The organism is Bordetella ansorpii (assembly GCF_900078705.1).
GTDB lineage: Bacteria > Pseudomonadota > Gammaproteobacteria > Burkholderiales > Burkholderiaceae_B > Bordetella > Bordetella ansorpii_A.
In genome coordinates, this window is the sequence record NZ_FKIF01000003.1 from 86,996 (window position 1) to 103,919 (window position 16,924).

The following is a 16,924-nucleotide window of genomic DNA, read 5'->3' on the forward strand; positions in this document are numbered from 1 at the left end:
TTCCTCGACTCGCACGGCGAGTCCCGGGTGGCCGCCCGACCTGAAACAATTTTCTTGCAGCCGCCGGTTCCACTTTTCATTTCTCGTTCGTCAAGGCGTGGGAAACCCACACTCTCGAGGAAACGTTCCATGCCCTGCCTGCCGTCCCATCGACGCCGCCTGTCGCCGACCGTCCTGGCGCTGCGCGCCGCCTTCGCCACCGCCGCGCTCGCCCTGGGCCCCGCCGCCATCACCAGCGTCCAGGCTCAGGCCCTCGCCGTGCAGTACGACATCCCGGCAGGCCCCCTGGCGCCGGCCCTGAACCGCTACGCGCAGCAATCCGGCGTGTCCATCGTCATGGACGCCAGCCAGTTGCGCGGCCTGAACACCGCCGGCCTGAAGGGCAGCTACGCGGTGCAGGAAGGCTTCGACCGCCTGCTCAGCGGCACGGGTTATGCCGCCAGCCGCACCGGATCGGGCTACGTGCTGCGCCCCGCGCCGGCCGCCAGCCAGCAGGCCGTGCCGACGCTGGCGACCGTGACCACCGTGGGCAGCGGGGATCCGGAGCAGGCCGAGGGCTACGTGGCCCAGCGCGGCAGCACCGGCACCAAGACAGACACCGCCCTGATCGAAACGCCGCAGTCGGTCACCGTCACCACACGCCAGGAACTGACGGACCGCAAGGTGCAATCCCTGACCGAAGCCATCGCCTACACGCCCGGCGTGCGCACCGAGCAAAGCGGCTTCGACCCGCGCTTCGACGCCTTCAGCCTGCGCGGCTTCGACGTCACCTACAACGGCATCTACCGCGACGGCCTGCGGCTGCCCGGCGCCAGCATGTCGGTCTTCAAGATCGAACCCTATGGGGTGGAAGACGTCACGGTGCTGCGCGGCCCCAGCTCGGCGCTGTACGGCCTGGGCTCGCCCGGCGGCGTGGTCAACGTCACCTCGAAGCGTCCGGTGGACGAACCCTTCGGCGAAGTCGAGCTGCAGACCGGCAACTACCAGCGCAAGCAGGGCCAGTTCGACATCGGCGGCCGCGCCGACGAAAGCGGCCAGTGGCTGTACCGCCTGACAGGCGTCGTGCGCGACGCCGGCTCGCCCAACGTGCTGGGTGGCGGCACCGACCGCATGACCTCCATCGCCCCCGCGCTGACCTGGCGGCCGGATGCGCGCACCCACGTCACGCTGCTGGCCGAATACCAGAAGTCCAAGACGCCCGCGGCGTTGCCCGCCTATGCCTGGACCGGCTCGAAGCAGAACGCCCTGGGCAGCATCGGCGACTACAACGGCCAGACCCAGGAACAGTACCGGATCGGCTACGAGGCCGAACGCCAGTTGAACGACACGTTCACCGTTCGGCAGAACCTGCGCTACGGCGCCGCCAACACGCACGTGCGCTACAACGACCTGGGCGAGACCGACGACGCCACGCAGACCATCAGCCGCTCCACGGGCTACGTGCACGACCGGCTGCGCTCCTTCGTGGTGGACAACCAGTTGCAGGCCGATTTCGCCGCCGCCGGCATGCGCCACAAGCTGCTGGCGGGCGTCGACTATTCGCAGCTGAAGCTGGACGGCGGCATCGGTTTCGGCGAAGCCTCGCCCGTCGACGCGAACACGCTGGAACCGCTGGGTTCCACCAGCGATCCCGCCTCGACGTACTCGCGCTACAACCGCCTGCAGCGCCAGACCGGCGTGTACCTGCAGGAGCAGGCCAAGTTCGACCGCTGGATCGCCACGCTGACCGGCCGCCACGACTGGGTCACCACCCAGACCGACGACCTGCTGGCCGCCTCCACGCAAAAGGCGCAGGACCGCAAGTTCACCGGCCGCGCGGGCCTGACCTACGTGTTCGACAACGGCCTGGCGCCCTACGCCAGCTATGCCACCTCGTTCTCGCCCAACCTGGGCGCGGGGCTGGACGGCAGCGCCTTCACGCCGACCACCTCCAAGCAGGTCGAGGTGGGCGTGAAGTATTCGCCGGCCGGCCAGAACGGCTACGTGGCCGCCTCGCTGTTCCAGCTGACGCAGGAGAACGGCCTGGTCACCGATCCGGAGGATCCGCTGTTCCAGGTGCAGACGGGCAAGGTCCGGTCGCGCGGCATCGAACTGGAAGGAGCGTACGAACTGCTGCGCGGCCTGAAGCTGCGCGGCGCCTATACGTACCTGGCGGCCGTGACGCGCTCGGGTGACGAAGGCACCGTCGGCCGCACGCTGTCGGGCACGCCGCGCCACACCTTCTCGGTATGGGGCGACTACGCGTTCCAGCACGACACGGCGCTGGCCGGCCTGGGCCTGGGGCTGGGCGTGCGCTACACCGGCAGCAGCTGGGGCGATGCCACCAACACCTTCGGCAACGACCCGCACACACTGGTCGACGCCAAGATCAGCTATGACCTGGAGCGCCTGGGCTCGCAGTTCAAGGGCTGGAGCACGCAGGTCAACGTCCGCAACCTGTTCGACCGCCAGTACACGACCTGCGACGCGGGCTACTGCTACCTGGGTTCGCGCCGCACCGTCATCGCCAGCGTGAAGTACCGCTGGTAGGGCGACCGGCGCGCAAAGGCCAGGCCCCGCCTCGGGGCCCATGACGTAAAGCGAAACGCCCGTCCTGTTTCCAGGACGGGCGTTTCGTTCAGGGCGGGCCGCCCGGCAGGGCCGGCCTTGCCTGCCGGCCTACAGCGCCGAGGTCAGTTCCGGCACCACCGTGAACAGATCGCCCACCAGGCCGTAGTCGGCCACGCCGAAGATCGGCGCTTCCGGGTCCTTGTTGACGGCCACGATGACCTTGGAGTCCTTCATGCCGGCCAGATGCTGGATCGCGCCGGAGATGCCGATGGCCACGTACAGTTGCGGCGCGACGATCTTGCCGGTCTGGCCGACCTGCCAGTCGTTGGGGGCATAGCCCGCGTCGACGGCGGCGCGCGAGGCGCCCAGGGCGGCGCCCAGCTTGTCGGCCAGCGGATCGAGGATCTTGAAGTTCTCGGCGCTGCCCAGGCCACGGCCACCCGACACGACGACGCGTGCGCCAGCCAGCTCGGGGCGGTCGCTCTTGGCGACTTCGCGGCCCACGAACGAGGACTTGCCCGAATCGGCCACGGCGTCGGCGGTCTCGACGGCGGCGGAACCGCCTTCGGCGGCCACGGCATCGAACGCGGTGGTGCGCACGGTGATGACCTTGACCGGGTCGGCCGACTGCACGGTGGCAATGGCGTTGCCGGCGTAGATCGGGCGCTGGAAGGTGTCGGCGGATTCGACCGAGATGATGTCGGAGATCTGCGCCACGTCGAGCTTGGCGGCCACGCGCGGCGCCACGTTCTTGCCCGCGGCGGTGGCCGGGAACAGGATGTGGCTGTACGAGCTGGCCACGGCCAGCACTTGCGCGGCGAGGTTCTCGGCCAGGCCATCGGCCAGTTGCGCGCCATCGGCCAGCAGCACCTTGGACACGCCAGCGATCTTGGCGGCGGCGTCGGCCACGGCGCGCGCGTTGGCGCCGGCCACCAGCACGTGCACGTCGCCGCCGATCCTGGCGGCGGCGGCCACGGTGTTCAGCGTGGCGGCCTTGAGCTGGGCGTTATCGTGTTCGGCAATTACCAGGGTCGTCATGTTCACACCACCTTCGCTTCGTTCTTGAGCTTGTCCACCAGCGCGGCCACGTCGGCCACCTTGATGCCGGCCTTGCGGCCAGGAGGCTCGGAGACCTTCAGGGTCTTCAGGCGCGGAGCCGGGTCGACGCCCAGGTCCTGGGCCGTGACAGTGTCCAGCGGCTTTTTCTTGGCCTTCATGATGTTGGGCAGCGTGACGTAACGCGGCTCGTTCAGGCGCAGGTCGGTGGTGACGATGGCGGGCAGCGTCAGGGCGATGGTTTCGAGACCGCCGTCCACCTCGCGGGTGACGGTGACTTTGCCGTCGGCCAGTTCGACCTTGCTGGCGAAGGTGGCCTGCGGCCAGTCCAGCAGCGCGGCCAGCATCTGGCCGGTCTGGTTGGCGTCGTCGTCGATGGCCTGCTTGCCCAGGATGACCAGTTGAGGCTGTTCCTTGTCGACCACGGCCTTCAGCAGCTTGGCCACGGCCAGCGGCTGGAGTTCAGCGTCGGTCTGCACCAGGATGCCGCGATCGGCGCCGATGGCCATCGCGGTGCGCAGGGTTTCCTGGGCCTGCGCCACGCCGCACGACACGGCGATCACTTCCGCGGCGGCGCCCTTCTCCTTCAGGCGCGTGGCTTCTTCAACGGCGATTTCGTCGAACGGGTTCATCGACATCTTCACGTTGGCGATGTCCACGCCCGTTTGGTCCGACTTCACACGCACCTTGACGTTGTAGTCAACGACGCGCTTGACAGGAACAAGCACCTTCATCCAACAGCCTCCAAGATATGTAATTGCCCAGCGGAGCCAGGCTTGCAGTGCACAATTAATTGATTCTACAACTTTGCCAACGCGCGTATATGGGCAACCACACTTCGGCCAAGGGCGGACAGGTTGTAGCCGCCCTCCAGCGTACTGACGATGCGCCCTTGCGCGTGGCGGTCGGCCACTTCCACCAGCCGTTCGGTGACCCAGGTGTAATCCGCCTCGACCAGGCCCATCTGCGCCATGTCGTCCTCGCGGTGGGCGTCGAAGCCAGCCGAGATCAGGATCAGCTCGGGCCGGTGGGCCTCCAGCCGCGGCAGCCACTGGTCGGTGACGACGTTGCGCACCGCGGTGCCCGTGCTGTAGGCGGCCAGCGGGACGTTCAGCATGTTGGACGCGGGATCGGCGGTGCCGCTGTTCGGAAAGAACGGATGCTGGAAGAAGCTGCACATCAGCACGCGCTCGTCGCCCGCGAAGGCCGCCTCGGTGCCGTTGCCGTGATGCACGTCGAAATCGACGATGGCCAGCCGCTGGATGCCGTGCACGGCCATGGCGTGCGCCGCGGCGATGGCCACGTTGTTCAGGAAGCAGAAGCCCATGGCCTGCGTGGGGCAGGCATGATGCCCGGGCGGGCGCACCGCGCAGAAGGCCGTGGACGCCTCGCCCGCCAGCACCGCGTCGACGGCGGCCACCGCGGCGCCCGCGGCGTGCAGCGCGGCCTCCAGCGTGTGCGGGTTCATCAGCGTGTCGGGATCGATGGGCGCATAGCCCTCGGTGGGCAGCTTCTCGCGCAGCATCTCGAGGTAGGACTCGGGATGCACGCGCAGCACGTCGGCGCGCGCGGCCTCGGGCGCCTGGCGCTCGTTCAGGTAGGGCATCACGCCGCTGGCCAGCAACTGGTCGGAGATCGCGTCCAGGCGCTCGGGGCATTCGGGATGCCAGCTCCCCATCTCATGCAGGCGGCATGAGGGGTGGGTAAGATACAGTGTCTCGTACGTCACGTAAGGGGTTTCCTTGCAGGCCGGACACGCATGTCGTCCAGTCTGGAACCGGGTGCTCTTGCTTTGCTGTTCAGTGAAGGGCCGCGGCACGGGGCCGTCCTGGCCCATGCCGGCCGCGCGGGAATGCGCGGCGCCCTCGGCGGCCCCGTCACGGTCCGTCCGGCCCAAGTATAGCCACCCGACGCGCCGACGGCGTCCGCCTTGCCGAACCTCACGCTGCCATCCCTGAATGAGCCGCCCTGGGTAAAGGGCCCCCTCAAGCATTTGGAAACGATGGCGCGCACGACTGATCCGCGCGGGACTCGACGAACCGGCCTGAATCGCGCACCATTCCCACGCGCCGCATGCAAGGCGCATCGGGCGGCAGGTCCGGCATCCCGCCCCGCCACCCCTCAACAGGAAGATCATGTTCATTTGTAGGCGAGTACTGCAGTTCGGCATGCTGGCGGCCCTGGCGGGTTGCGCGGCATCCAAGCCCCCCGCTACGTCGGCGTCCGCCGCGCCCCTGCCCGCCGTGCAGCCGGCCACGCCGCAGGCCGGCGGCGCCACGCGCATCGGCCCCACGGAGCCGCCGCCCGAGCCCTCGTCCGTGGCCACGCCCTCGGGCCAGTTGCGCCCCGAGGTCGAGGCCTACGCCCGCGAGCTGGCCGCCCGCAACGGCCTGCCGCTGGCGCGCGTCACGGCCAGCCTGAATGGCTCGGCCTACAACGCCACGGTGGCCCGCCTGATCGCCCCCGCTCCGCCGGGCAAGAAGATCTGGCGCAGCTGGAACACCTATCGCGGCCGCTTCGTCGAGCCCAAGCGCATCCGCTGGGGCGTCGAGTTCTACCAGGAAAACCAGGACCTGCTGAACCGCGCGGCGCAGCAATACGGCGTGCCCGCGCCCATCATCGCCGCCATCATCGGCGTCGAAACCCTCTACGGCCGCAACATGGGCAATTTCCGGGTGATGGACGCACTGACCACCCTGGCCTTCGACTACCCGCAGCCCGCCAAGCCCGAGCGCATCCAGCTGTTCCGCGACCAGTTGGGCGACTTCATCGTGCTGGTGCTGGAGGGCAAGCTCGAACTGGAGACGCGCGGCTCGTTCGCGGGCGCCATCGGCATGCCGCAGTTCATGCCGGGCAGCATCCGCAACTACGCCGTGGACGGCGATGGCGACGGCCACATCGACCTGGCCAACAGCCGCGCCGACGCCATCCTGTCGGTGGGCAGCTTCCTGGCCAAGCACGGCTGGCAGCGCGGCGCGCCGGTGTTCGCCCCCGTGGTGCTGCCGGCCGACCCGTCCGGGCTGGCCACGGGCGGGCTCGAACCCACGCAGGACTGGGCCAGGCTGCAGGCGGCTGGCGCCAGGCTCGGCCCGGGCGCGGCTCCCGCCAGTTGGCAGTCCATGCCGCTGGGCGTGGTCGACCTGGTCGAAGAGGCGCGCGGCACGGTGCAGTACCGCACGGGCACGCCGAATTTCTTCGCGCTCACGCAGTACAACCGCAGCTACTTCTACGCCACGGCGGTGTCCGACCTGGCGGACGCCATCGCCAGCCAGGTGCGGTACTGACGGCTGCGCTCAGGCCGGCGCGTCGAACACGCCGGTGGACAGATAGCGGTCGCCGCGGTCACAGACGATGAACACGATGGTGGCGTTCTCGACCCGCTGCGCCACGCGCAGCGCCGCCACCAGCGCGCCGGCCGAGGAAATGCCGCCGAAGATGCCCTCTTCGGCCGCCAGGCGGCGCGCCATGGTCTCGGCCTCGCTCTGCTCGATGGACTCGTAGGCGTCCACGCGGCTGCGGTCGAAGATCTTGGGCAGATAGGCCTCGGGCCACTTGCGGATACCGGGAATCTGCGAGCCTTCGGCCGGCTGGGCGCCCACCACCTGGATGGCCGGGTTCTGCGACTTCAGGTAGGCGGACACGCCCATGATGGTGCCCGTGGTGCCCATGGCGCTGACGAAATGGGTGACCTGTCCGCCGGTCTGGGTCCACAGCTCGGGGCCGGTGCCGTCGATGTGGGCCTGGGGATTGTCGGGGTTGGCGAACTGGTCCAGCACCTTGCCCTTGCCTTCGGACTGCATCTCGGTGGCCAGGTCGCGGGCGTATTCCATGCCGCCCTTGTCGGCGGGCGTCAGGATCAGTTGCGCGCCGTAGGCGGTCATGGCGGCGCGGCGTTCGACCGACAGGTTGTCCGGCATGATGAGGATCATGCGGTAGCCGCGCATGGCGGCCGTCATGGCCAGCGCGATGCCGGTGTTGCCGCTGGTGGCCTCGATGAGCGTGTCGCCCGGGCGGATCTCGCCGCGCTGCTCGGCGCGCAGGATCATCGACAGCGCGGGACGGTCCTTCACCGAACCGGCGGGGTTGTTGCCCTCCAGCTTGGCCAGGATGACGTTGCCACGCGGCTGCCCGGCATCGCCGGGAATGCGTTGCAGACGAACCAGCGGCGTATTGCCGACGGTTTGCTCGATAGTGGGGTAGGTGATCGGGTCCATGCGGGGCATGATAACTCCGCGCCGCGCCATCGGACGAGATGGCCGCGCTGGCGCCAGGGACACGGCGCTGGACGGCGAACACGCGGCAAATACACGGCAAATACACGGCGTCCCGTTGCCGCCCGCCGGCCAGCGAGCGGCGATGACAACGATTCGGCCGCCTCCGCCATTGCAGACGGCGTCAGACGAACAGCTTTGCAAATGCGATGAAAGCCGTTGCCACCGCAGCCCCAGCCACCACCGGATACCACGCACGCTCTCGATTCATCTTGCAGGTTTCCGCGTGCAGTTTCATGCTCTCGGCAATCAGCTTTGCGATGTCCGCTTCAAGTTTGGCGATGTCCAAGGTCTTTTGCCATCTGGCTCCCTCTCGGGCTCAGGACCCGCTTTTACGCCGGTCCTGAGCCGAATTTCTGCGCGCAGGCGCAAATTAAGACCAACTCCCGCAATTCGGCCGGGGCCGGCCCGTGCTACTTGCCCGCCCCCGGCCGCCGTTGCGCGCCCGCATTGCCCGGCGCCGACGCCATCGACGGCCGGGCGGCCGAGCCGACGTCCGGCCCCACCGCCAGCCCCGCCGCCTGCAGGGCTTGCACCCGCTTCGGGCCGATGCCGCGCACGCGGTCCGACAGGTCTTCCAGGGATTCGAAGCGTCCGCCGCGCGTGCGTTCCCGCACGATGGTCTGGGCCATGCGCGGCCCCACCCCGCGCAACGTTTCGAGCTGCTCGGCGTTGGCGGTATTCACGTCCAGCGCACTGGCGGGCCACGCCGCCAGGCCCAGCGAGCCCGCCACGGCCAGCCGGCCCACCGTGCGGACGAGCAGGCGGCGCGTGGGCCGGCCGGCAGCGGGAATCCGCGCGACGAAGCGGCACGCTTGGGTATGGGGTCGCGCGAGGGGTTCTTGGGTAAAGGGGTTCATGCGGTTCTCCTGATGCACGCGGGCGGAAGGAAGCATCCGCCCCGCCTGCATCATGTCCCCTCCCCGCCTGTCCGGGGACGGGCAGTGCATGAATATGCCCCTTCGGTTTCTACCTATGCGACATCCCGATCGAGCGGTGCGAAAGGTTCGCCCATCGGCCGCACGCGCATCCCGGACGCCAGGCGCGTCCAGGGCAGATCGGCGCTGTCGGCACGCATCGGCCCAGGCGCCTTGGCGACCAGCACCGCATGCGCCATGGGCTGGAAATCGGCGCGGAAATGCACCGAACTCTTCACCACCAGAATCTTCATGCGCTCCGGCTGGACATTGCCCGTGCGGAAGAGATTGCGGTCCAGCATCTGCGACTTGCCGGCGCTCACCACCACGCGCACCCCCCCATGGCGCAGGCAGGCGACCGGCCCGACGTCGGCCTGCACGCCGTGCATCATGGGACCGTCGAAACGGCATTTGCCATCTCCCAGGTGCTCGACGACGAATTCGGCCGTCAGCGGTCCGTCTCCCGGCACCCCCGATCGTCCGCCCAACGGCACGGTCAGGCGCTGGCCCACGCCCGCGCGGACGGCCGCCTGCACGGCGTCGGGATCCCAGAGCAGGCCCAACGCCGCATCCTGGGCATCGGCCTCTATCAAGGCCCGCAGCATGCCCGTCGTGTTCGAGTCTGCGCCCGCGCCGGGATTGTCCTGCGTATCGGCGATGACCACCGGCCGGTCCGCATCGCGCGCCAGCGCCTGCGCCTGGCGAACCGCCTCGGCCGGCTCCAGGAACGGCACCATCCAATGCGGTTCGGCCTGGTTGACCAGCGCGGCCAGTTCCTGCGTCACCGCCTCGACCGCCCCGGGATCATCGCCATGCGCCCACACGACCGGCCCGCATCCCGGAAAATCAGCGGCCGGAAACCCCGGCGTGAAGGACACGCAGGCAACGCCCGGCCGTCTCTCCAGCGCCTCCAGCCGGGTATAGACGGATCGCGCGGGCTCGACCATCGTGCACATGCCGTTGATGGGAATCAGGAACGGCAGGCGCACGGAGCGCGAGTCCAGGCGGCCGCCGGCAGCCCGCACCCGCTGCAGCAAGCGCAGGGCGCGTTCGCCCGCGTCGGCCATATCCACATGCGGATACGTGCGATACGCGACCAGTCCACTGGCTTCCTCCAGCATTCGCGGCGTAACGTTGGCGTGCAGGTCCAGACTGGCCACGATCGGCATCCGCGGCCCGACGCACGCGCGCAACCGGGCCAGCAGTTCGCCCTCGCCATCGTCGTGCGCTTCCGTCACCATCGCGCCGTGCAGGTCCAGATAGATGGCGTCGTACGCGAGACGGCGGGCCGCGTCGAGAATCTCGCCGCAGATGCGCTCGAAGGCATCCTGCTCGACGTGCGCGCAGGGACTGGCGGCTGCCCAGATGACGGGCTCGACGGTGTGCCCGGCCGCCTGCGCGGCCCGGATGAAGCCGCCCGCCGGGATGTTGATGCCGGCGAACGCCAGCATGTCGGCGCCGCGCGTCATCGCGGGGAACCCCTCGCCACGCACGAAGTTGGCGTAGGCTGCCCGGCTGGGCGCGAATGTATTGGTTTCGTGCTGGAAACCGGCCACGAGAATCTTCATCGGAACATCATCCTTGTTGCACGCGGGCGTGACGGGTGAACAGAATGGGCAGCACGCCCACGACCAGCAGGCCCGAGATCACGTAAAGCCCGCCATTGAGCGACTGCGTCGCGGTCTTCATCCAGCCGATCAGCGTCGGGCTGGCAAAGCCGCCCAGCAGGCCGATACTGTTGATCAAGGCGATGCCTCCCGCCGCGGCGGGCCCCTTCAGGTGCTGCGACGGCACGGCCCAGAACACGGTGTACGCCGCCCACATCAGTGCGGTCGCCAGCACCAGCAACGCCATGGACAGAACGAAGTACTGCGGCGTGGCCAGGGCCGCGGCCAGCGACATGCCGGCGACGATGGCCGGCGCGGCCACGTGCCAGCGCCGTTCGCGCAGGCGGTCCGAGCGGCGCGACAGCAGGAACATCGCGGCGATGGCGGCGACGTAGGGCACCGCCGACCAGATCCCGATCTGCATGGTGTCGCGTATGCCCGCCGCCTGCAGCAGGGTGGGCAGCCAGAAGCTCACGGCATAGATGCCGCTGATCAGGCAGAAGTACGGAATGGCCAGCGCGTAGATGCCAGTGTCGCGCAACACGTCACGAAACGCATGCGTGCCGTGCGCGTCCCGCTGCTGGCGCAGATCGTCCGCCAGCAGTTCCCGTTCGCGGGCCGACAGCCAGCCCGCCTGTTCGGGCCGGTCCGCCAGGCCGAGGAACGCCGCCACGCCCAGCAGCACGCACGGCAGCCCTTCCAGCAGGAACATCCACTGCCAGCCATCCAGGCCATGCGCGCCGCTGAGACGCGTCATGATCCACGCGGACAGGGGGCCGCCCAGCATGCCGCCCAGCGGCCCCGCGCACATCACGACCGCCATGACCCCCGCCATGCGCCGGCTGGAATACCAGTACGTCAGATAGAAGATCATGCCGGGCGCGAAGCCCGCCTCGAACACACCCAGCAGGAAGCGCAACGCGTAGAAACTGTATTCGTCCCGCACGAACAGCATGCAGGCCGAGGTCAGGCCCCAGAGCACCATGATGCGGCAGAGGGTCCGGCGCGCGCCCACGCGCACCAGCAGCAGGTTGCTCGGAATCTCGAACAGGACGTAGCCCAGGAAGAAGATGCCGGCCCCCAGGCCATAGGCGGCATCGGACAACCCCACGTCGGCCTGCATCTGCAACTTGGCGAAGCCGATGTTGACGCGGTCCAGGTAGGCGAACGAATAGCAGAGCAGCAGCAATGGCAGCAGGCGCCAGCTGATCTTGCGATACAGGCCGGACAGGTCGGCGGCGGTGCGCGCGCCCTGCGTCCCGGACATCGAAATGCCGAGTGTCATCTGAGTTTCCCTTGTGTCGTAGTAATTGCTTGTGGCAAGGCAATGCTCGCAGACCCCTGCGTTGTGGACAACGGCGCGATCTGAACTTATCGTTCGCTTTCAAGCAACGCTCACACCAAGGCACCGGGACGCGCCCCATGCAGGAACTGAATCAAGCGAGGCTGCGCTACATGCACGAAGTCATCGTGTGCGGATCGGTGCGCGGCGCGGCCGAGAAACTGGACATGTCGGCATCGGTGATCAGCCGCCAGATCCAGTTGCTCGAACAGGAGGTCGGCCTGCCCTTGTTCGAGCGCCGCGCGCGCGGGCTGGTGCCCACCGAGGCCGCCGAGATGCTGGAGGAGTTTCTGCGCGGTTATCGCGCGCAGCACGAACACCTGCAGGATCGGCTGCAGGCGCTGCGCGGCATGCGCCGGGGACACGTCGACATCAGCCTGAGCGAAGGCATGATCGAGCCCCTCATGACGCACGTGCTGGGTCCCTATTGCCTCGAATTTCCAAACATCCGCATCGGCATCAATACGGCGTCGGTCGACGAAGTCGTCGAAATGGTGCGTACCGACCGCGCGCACATCGGGCTGGCCTTCAATCCGCCCTCGCATCCCGACGTCCGCATCCGGGCGCGCCGCCATATTCCCGTCGGCGTGCTGGTCCGGGCGGGGCATCCGCTGGCGCGGCGCCGCAAGGGTGTCCCGCCCGCGGAGCTGCTGCGCTATCCGCTGGCGCTGATGACGGCCCCTTACGGGTTACGCCGTATCGTGGACATGCTGGAGTTCAGCGAGAAGATCCACCTGTCGCCCGCGTTGACCACCAACTCGCTCGGCGTGCTGCGCCAATATGCGCTGAGCGGCGCTGGCGTCGTGCTGATGGCGAACCTGGGCGGCGGCCCCGAGCTGGCCAATGGCGATCTGGTGCTCGTACCCATCGACCATCCGCTGATGCGGCAGGCGGAAATGCAACTGATGGCCCGCCTGGGGCGCCCGCTGTCCACGGCCGCCGCGGAGTTGCTGCGGCGGATCGAATCGCGCCTGCCGTTGTTCGCCAAGCCGCAATGACCCGCCCGGCCGCCGCGCGCCGCCCGCGCATCGGCCGGACCGAGCCGATCAGACGGCCGACACCGACTGGCCGCCGCCCGCGCCGTCCAGGATAGGCGGCGTGGTGACGATGGACGTCAACGCGGGTTCGGCATGGGTCAACACGGACAGGTCGGGCCGCGGGCGCGCCAGCACTTCCGAGGCCGCGAACGCCTGCTCCATTGCCTGGGCCGCCGCCAGCAGATCATGGTCGCCACGGAACCGGCCGACCACTTGAAGCCCGAACGGCATTCCCTCGTGGTCGCGTCCGCAGGGCAGCGAGATCGCCGGATGCGTGGTCAGCGTGATGACGTACGTCAGGGCCAGCCAGCGGTAGTAATTCTCCTGCCTGAGCCCGCCGACCGTGTCGGCATACAACTGCGTCCAGGGGAATGGCGACACCGGCGTCGTGGGGGACAGCACCAGGTCGTAATCCGCATAGACGGACTGGAACTGCTTGATCAACCGGGTCTGCGCGGCCTGCGCCCAGGCGCTGTCCTTCAGGCTCATCGCCGCGCCCATCTCGTAATTGGCGCGGGTATTGGGCCCGAGGCTGGCGGGATCCTTCTCGTACGCATCGCGCATGCCCGCCACGAAGGATTCCGCGCGCAGCACGTCGAAGCACGCGTGGGCGTCGGCCATGTCGAACGGCACCGCGTCGCAGGTGCGGAACAGGTGACGCATGGCATCGATCTTGGCGCGGAATGTGGCACGGATGCCATCATCCACGTCGCATACGCCGAAGTCCTCGGTATAGGCCACGCGCAACCGGCCGAGATCGGCCCGGCCCGGCTGCAGGAAAGACAGCGGATCGAGCGGATAGCTCAGGGGATCGCCCGCATCCATCCCCGCGCTGGCGGCCAATTGCAGGCAGGCGTCGGCCACCGTGCGCCCCATGGGGCCCACCACCGAGATCGGCGTCCAGCCCAGCAGCTTGCGCACACTGGGCACCACGCCCGGCGACGGCCGGAATCCGACCACGCCGCACTTCGCGGCCGGGATGCGCAGCGAGCCGCCGGTATCCGAGCCGGTGCACACGGGCAGCATGTCGCTGGCCAAGGCGGCGGCCGACCCGCCGGACGATCCGCCCGCATTCAGGTTGGGATTGAACGGATTGCCCGTGGCGCCCCACACCGTGTTGCGCGAATTCGCGCCCGCGCCCATTTCCGGCACGTTCGTCTTGGCCGTGACGATGGCGCCGGCCTGCCGCAGGCGGGCGACCAGCGTCACGTCCTGCGTGGGCACATTGCCTCGGTGGATCGCCGAACCGTAAGTGGTCAGCAGGCCGGCGGTGGGCTCCAGGTCTTTCACGCCCATCGGCAGGCCGTGCAGCAGCCCCAGCGCATCGCCGCGCATGACGGCCTGCTCGGCCGCCCGCGCCTCGGCGCGCGCGCGCTCGTACGCCGTGGCGGTCACGGCATTGATGTAGGGATTGATCGCCGCGATGCGCTCGATGCAGGCTTCGAGCAGTTCCACGGGCGATACCTGGCGCGTGCCGATCAGGCGCCGCAGTTCGATGGCGTCCAGGCCGACCAGGGATGAGTTCGACGGCATTCGGAGTCTCCTTTCCGTTATCGCGCCATGCCGCGGCAGACGGCATGGCGCGGGACGATGAATCAGTCCAGCTTGATGTTGGCGCGCTGCGCGATCTCACGCATCAGCGGCAATTCCTTGGCAATCAGGGCCGAGCCGGCCGCGGCATCCTGGAAGCCGACCTCGAAGCCCTGCGCCTGAAGGCTGTCGCGCGTCGCGGGATCCGCCACCACCGCGGCCAGGGCCTTTTCCAGGCGGGTCTTCACGTCGGCCGGAATACCGCGCGGCGCGGCCACCATCAGCCAGGTGTCCATGGCGATCTGCGGATAGCCTTGTTCGGCAAAGGTCGGCACATCGGGCAGGAAACTGGAGCGCCGCGGGCTGGAGACCGCCACGGGCTTGATCTTGCCGTTCTTGATCATCGGCAAGGCGGCCGCCACGGTATCCACCGAGAACGGGATCTGCCCGCCGATCAGGTCCGTCATCGCCGGCGCGCTGCCCTTGTAGGGCACATGCGTGAGCTTGAGGCCGGCCGCCGACGAGAAGGCCTCGCCCACGAAGTTCGCGGTGCTGCCGCTGCCGAACGAGCCGTAGGGCGTGGACTCGTGCGACGGCGACTTCACGTACTTCAGGAATGACGCCACGTCGGTCACCGGCACCTGGGCATTGGCGATCAGGATCAGGCCGGTGCGCGCCACGATGCCCAGCGGCTGGAAGCTCTTGATGGGATCGTAGGCCAGGTCGCTGCGCACGACCGGGTTGATCGTGAAGGTCGTGCCGGAGCTGACCAGCAGCGTGTAGCCGTCCGGGGCGGACCGCGCGACATAGGACGCGCCGATCACGGTGCCCGCGCCCGCGCGGTTCTCGACCACCACGCTCTGGCCCAATTGCTTGCTCAGCCCCTGGGCCAGCACGCGGCCCACGACATCGGTCGCGCCGCCGGGCGGGAAAGGCACGACCAGCGTGACGGGACGCACGGGATACGAATCGGCCGCGAAGACGGGAGCGTGGGCCACACAAGCGGCGGCCAATCCAGCCGCGGCGAAGAGAGTTCGAAGGTTCATGGCAGGAAGTGCGAAAGGTACTGGTGGATGAAAGAGGCCCGCTCAGGGCGCTCGGAGGGCGGCCGCGCTTGACTTGCCGCGGCTCAGGAATGCGTCGAATTCATCAGGCGGCACCAGGCTTCCCCCGGTCGTCCACGCCAGGTGGGTGGACTGCGGCATGTGCGCCAGCAGGCCCCGTTCGCGCAGGTACGCCTGCCCCGCCGGCGTGCCGCACAGCATCTGCGGACCGCTGAAGCCCGCGGCGGCCGACGGCTCGATGCGCAGGCCTTCGCTGGCGTACAAGCGGTGCAGGTCGGCGAACAGCCGTTCATCGGTGACGGTATAGACCCCGGCCAGCCGCGTGGCCATTTCCGCCAACGCGAGTTCGGAGGCGCTGGGCACCGCCAGGCCATCGGCCTCGGTACGATTCCGCAGGCCGATGTCATAGACCGACGGCAACGCCGGCAGTCCGGGCAACAAGCCGTCCTGCGCCATCATCCCCACGAAGAAGCACGGCGACTGCACCGGCTCGGCGAAGAAGCAATGCACGTGCTCGCCCAGCCGCTGCTTCAGGCCGTAGGCGATGCCACCCGGCGCGCCGCCCACGCCGCAGGGCAGATAGACGAACAGGGGATGCGCGGCGTCCACCCGCACGCCGGCCTGGCGCAATTGCGCGCACAGGGGGTCCGCGGCCGCGGCGTAACCGGCGAACAGCGACGCGGACCGCTCATCGTCGACGAAATGCGTCAACGGATCGGCCTGGGCCGCCGCGCGTCCGGCCGCCACCGCCTGCGCATAGTCGCCGGCGTGCTCGATGACCTTGACGCCGTGCGCACGCAGCCGTGCCTTCTTCCAGGCCTTGGCATCGGCGGACATGTGCACCTCGGCCTGGAATCCGAGCAGGGCGGCGGCGATGCCGATGGACATGCCCAGGTTGCCCGTAGACCCCACCGCCACGCGGTGACGTGCGGAGCAGGCGCGCACGGCGGGGGTGTTCAGGACACGGTAGTCGTCGCCAGGCCGCAGCCGTTGCTCGCGCAAGGCCAGCGTCTCGGCGAACTCCAGCACCTCGTGGATACCGCCGCGCGCCTTGATGGAGCCGGCCACGGCCAGGCCATGATCGGCCTTGATGTACAGCGTCCCCATCCGCGTGGGCAGGTGCAATGCCGCCTGCATCTGCGCGGCGCGCAGCAGCGGCGATTCGATGATGCCGCCGCTGGCGGCCGTTTCGGGTGCGAGCTCGGCCAGCAAGGGGGCAAAGCGCTGGAAGCGCGCCTGCGCCTGCTCCACCCATGCCGCGCGAAACCCGGTCTGCGCGGACCCGGGATCGCCTCGGTGCCGCGCCGGCCGAATCCAGAGGCAGGGTTGCGCGCTGCGCAATGCTTCGAGCGTCCGGACAGCCTGCTCCGCAACGTCGGTCGGAACGCCGGCATCGGCCGAGCCTTCAGGATAAGCAGCAAAAGTAGCGGTCATGAGCAGGGTGGTGGTCCGAAGAAGTGGCTGAGCGCGGCGGCAGCCTTCCGGTAATCCTAGGCATGCGCGCGTGGCGCAACAACCTCAACGACTACAATCCATCGTTGCCGAATCGG

14 protein-coding genes are annotated in these 16,924 nt (G+C 68.8%); 3 read left to right on the top strand and 11 right to left on the bottom strand.

Features of this window, described 5'->3' with window-relative positions:
• Positions 1 to 129 precede the first annotated feature (129 nt).
• Positions 130 to 2,529, top strand: coding sequence for a TonB-dependent siderophore receptor (locus A6745_RS09070; RefSeq protein ID WP_066126059.1), 2,400 nt, complete (start codon positions 130 to 132; stop codon positions 2,527 to 2,529).
• 129 nt (positions 2,530 to 2,658) lie between these two features.
• Here A6745_RS09070 and A6745_RS09075 read toward each other — a convergent pair whose 3' ends face one another.
• The 3 genes from A6745_RS09075 to A6745_RS09085 all read right to left on the bottom strand — a co-directional run bounded on the left by A6745_RS09075 (position 2,659) and on the right by A6745_RS09085 (position 5,320).
• Positions 2,659 to 3,588, bottom strand: a complete 930-nt coding sequence (locus A6745_RS09075; protein WP_066126061.1) for an electron transfer flavoprotein subunit alpha/FixB family protein — start codon at positions 3,586 to 3,588, stop codon at positions 2,659 to 2,661.
• Positions 3,589 to 3,590: 2 nt separating this feature from the next.
• On the bottom strand, positions 3,591 to 4,340 hold the full coding sequence (locus A6745_RS09080; RefSeq protein WP_066126066.1) for an electron transfer flavoprotein subunit beta/FixA family protein: 750 nt from the start codon (positions 4,338 to 4,340) through the stop codon (positions 3,591 to 3,593).
• A 65-nt stretch (positions 4,341 to 4,405) separates the two neighbouring features.
• Positions 4,406 to 5,320: a histone deacetylase family protein gene (locus A6745_RS09085; protein ID WP_066126457.1), complete on the bottom strand. Its 915-nt coding sequence runs from the start codon at positions 5,318 to 5,320 to the stop codon at positions 4,406 to 4,408.
• Positions 5,321 to 5,741: 421 nt separating this feature from the next.
• On the opposite strand from A6745_RS09085, the gene mltB reads away from it, so the two are divergent.
• Positions 5,742 to 6,890: a lytic murein transglycosylase B gene (gene mltB / locus A6745_RS09090; RefSeq protein WP_066126069.1), complete on the top strand. Its 1,149-nt coding sequence runs from the start codon at positions 5,742 to 5,744 to the stop codon at positions 6,888 to 6,890.
• Between the two features lie 9 nt (positions 6,891 to 6,899).
• Here the strand turns inward: mltB and cysM are convergent, their stop codons facing one another.
• From cysM to A6745_RS09110, 5 genes are all read right to left on the bottom strand, one after another.
• Complete coding sequence (gene cysM / locus A6745_RS09095) at positions 6,900 to 7,820, bottom strand: cysteine synthase CysM (RefSeq protein ID WP_066126461.1); 921 nt, start codon at positions 7,818 to 7,820, stop codon at positions 6,900 to 6,902.
• Between the two features lie 181 nt (positions 7,821 to 8,001).
• Positions 8,002 to 8,166: a hypothetical protein gene (locus A6745_RS28965; RefSeq protein ID WP_197488129.1), complete on the bottom strand. Its 165-nt coding sequence runs from the start codon at positions 8,164 to 8,166 to the stop codon at positions 8,002 to 8,004.
• Positions 8,167 to 8,290: 124 nt separating this feature from the next.
• Positions 8,291 to 8,737, bottom strand: a complete 447-nt coding sequence (locus A6745_RS09100) for a ComEA family DNA-binding protein (protein ID WP_082852981.1) — start codon at positions 8,735 to 8,737, stop codon at positions 8,291 to 8,293.
• A gap of 113 nt (positions 8,738 to 8,850) precedes the next feature.
• Positions 8,851 to 10,362, bottom strand: a complete 1,512-nt coding sequence (locus A6745_RS09105) for a M81 family metallopeptidase (protein WP_066126075.1) — start codon at positions 10,360 to 10,362, stop codon at positions 8,851 to 8,853.
• A 7-nt stretch (positions 10,363 to 10,369) separates the two neighbouring features.
• Entirely contained in the window at positions 10,370 to 11,686 is a 1,317-nt protein-coding gene (locus tag A6745_RS09110) for an MFS transporter (protein ID WP_407922723.1), read from the bottom strand.
• A 137-nt stretch (positions 11,687 to 11,823) separates the two neighbouring features.
• Here A6745_RS09110 and A6745_RS09115 point away from each other — a divergent pair, with 137 nt between their 5' ends.
• Entirely contained in the window at positions 11,824 to 12,741 is a 918-nt protein-coding gene (locus tag A6745_RS09115) for a LysR family transcriptional regulator (protein ID WP_066126078.1), read from the top strand.
• 48 nt (positions 12,742 to 12,789) lie between these two features.
• On the opposite strand, the gene A6745_RS09120 is transcribed toward A6745_RS09115, so the two are convergent.
• The 3 genes from A6745_RS09120 to A6745_RS09130 all read right to left on the bottom strand — a co-directional run bounded on the left by A6745_RS09120 (position 12,790) and on the right by A6745_RS09130 (position 16,808).
• Positions 12,790 to 14,313, bottom strand: a complete 1,524-nt coding sequence (locus tag A6745_RS09120) for an amidase (protein WP_066126082.1) — start codon at positions 14,311 to 14,313, stop codon at positions 12,790 to 12,792.
• Between the two features lie 62 nt (positions 14,314 to 14,375).
• Positions 14,376 to 15,356, bottom strand: a complete 981-nt coding sequence (locus tag A6745_RS09125; protein WP_066126084.1) for a Bug family tripartite tricarboxylate transporter substrate binding protein — start codon at positions 15,354 to 15,356, stop codon at positions 14,376 to 14,378.
• A gap of 42 nt (positions 15,357 to 15,398) precedes the next feature.
• Positions 15,399 to 16,808 (bottom strand): D-serine ammonia-lyase, encoded by a 1,410-nt coding sequence (locus tag A6745_RS09130; RefSeq protein WP_082852982.1) that lies wholly within the window; start codon positions 16,806 to 16,808, stop codon positions 15,399 to 15,401.
• Positions 16,809 to 16,924 lie beyond the last annotated feature (116 nt).

Excerpts from the sequence above, each read along its gene's own strand:
- A6745_RS09070 (WP_066126059.1), top strand. The coding sequence starts at position 130 with ATGCCCTGCCTGCCGTCCCATCGACGCCGCCTGTCGCCGACCGTCCTG.
- A6745_RS09075 (WP_066126061.1), bottom strand. The coding sequence starts at position 3,588 with ATGACGACCCTGGTAATTGCCGAACACGATAACGCCCAGCTCAAGGCC.
- A6745_RS09080 (WP_066126066.1), bottom strand. The coding sequence starts at position 4,340 with ATGAAGGTGCTTGTTCCTGTCAAGCGCGTCGTTGACTACAACGTCAAG.
- mltB (WP_066126069.1), top strand. The coding sequence starts at position 5,742 with ATGTTCATTTGTAGGCGAGTACTGCAGTTCGGCATGCTGGCGGCCCTG.
- cysM (WP_066126461.1), bottom strand. The coding sequence starts at position 7,820 with ATGGACCCGATCACCTACCCCACTATCGAGCAAACCGTCGGCAATACG.
- A6745_RS09100 (WP_082852981.1), bottom strand. The coding sequence starts at position 8,737 with ATGAACCCCTTTACCCAAGAACCCCTCGCGCGACCCCATACCCAAGCG.
- A6745_RS09105 (WP_066126075.1), bottom strand. The coding sequence starts at position 10,362 with ATGAAGATTCTCGTGGCCGGTTTCCAGCACGAAACCAATACATTCGCG.
- A6745_RS09110 (WP_407922723.1), bottom strand. The coding sequence starts at position 11,686 with ATGACACTCGGCATTTCGATGTCCGGGACGCAGGGCGCGCGCACCGCC.
- A6745_RS09115 (WP_066126078.1), top strand. The coding sequence starts at position 11,824 with ATGCAGGAACTGAATCAAGCGAGGCTGCGCTACATGCACGAAGTCATC.
- A6745_RS09120 (WP_066126082.1), bottom strand. The coding sequence starts at position 14,313 with ATGCCGTCGAACTCATCCCTGGTCGGCCTGGACGCCATCGAACTGCGG.
- A6745_RS09125 (WP_066126084.1), bottom strand. The coding sequence starts at position 15,356 with ATGAACCTTCGAACTCTCTTCGCCGCGGCTGGATTGGCCGCCGCTTGT.
- A6745_RS09130 (WP_082852982.1), bottom strand. The coding sequence starts at position 16,808 with ATGACCGCTACTTTTGCTGCTTATCCTGAAGGCTCGGCCGATGCCGGC.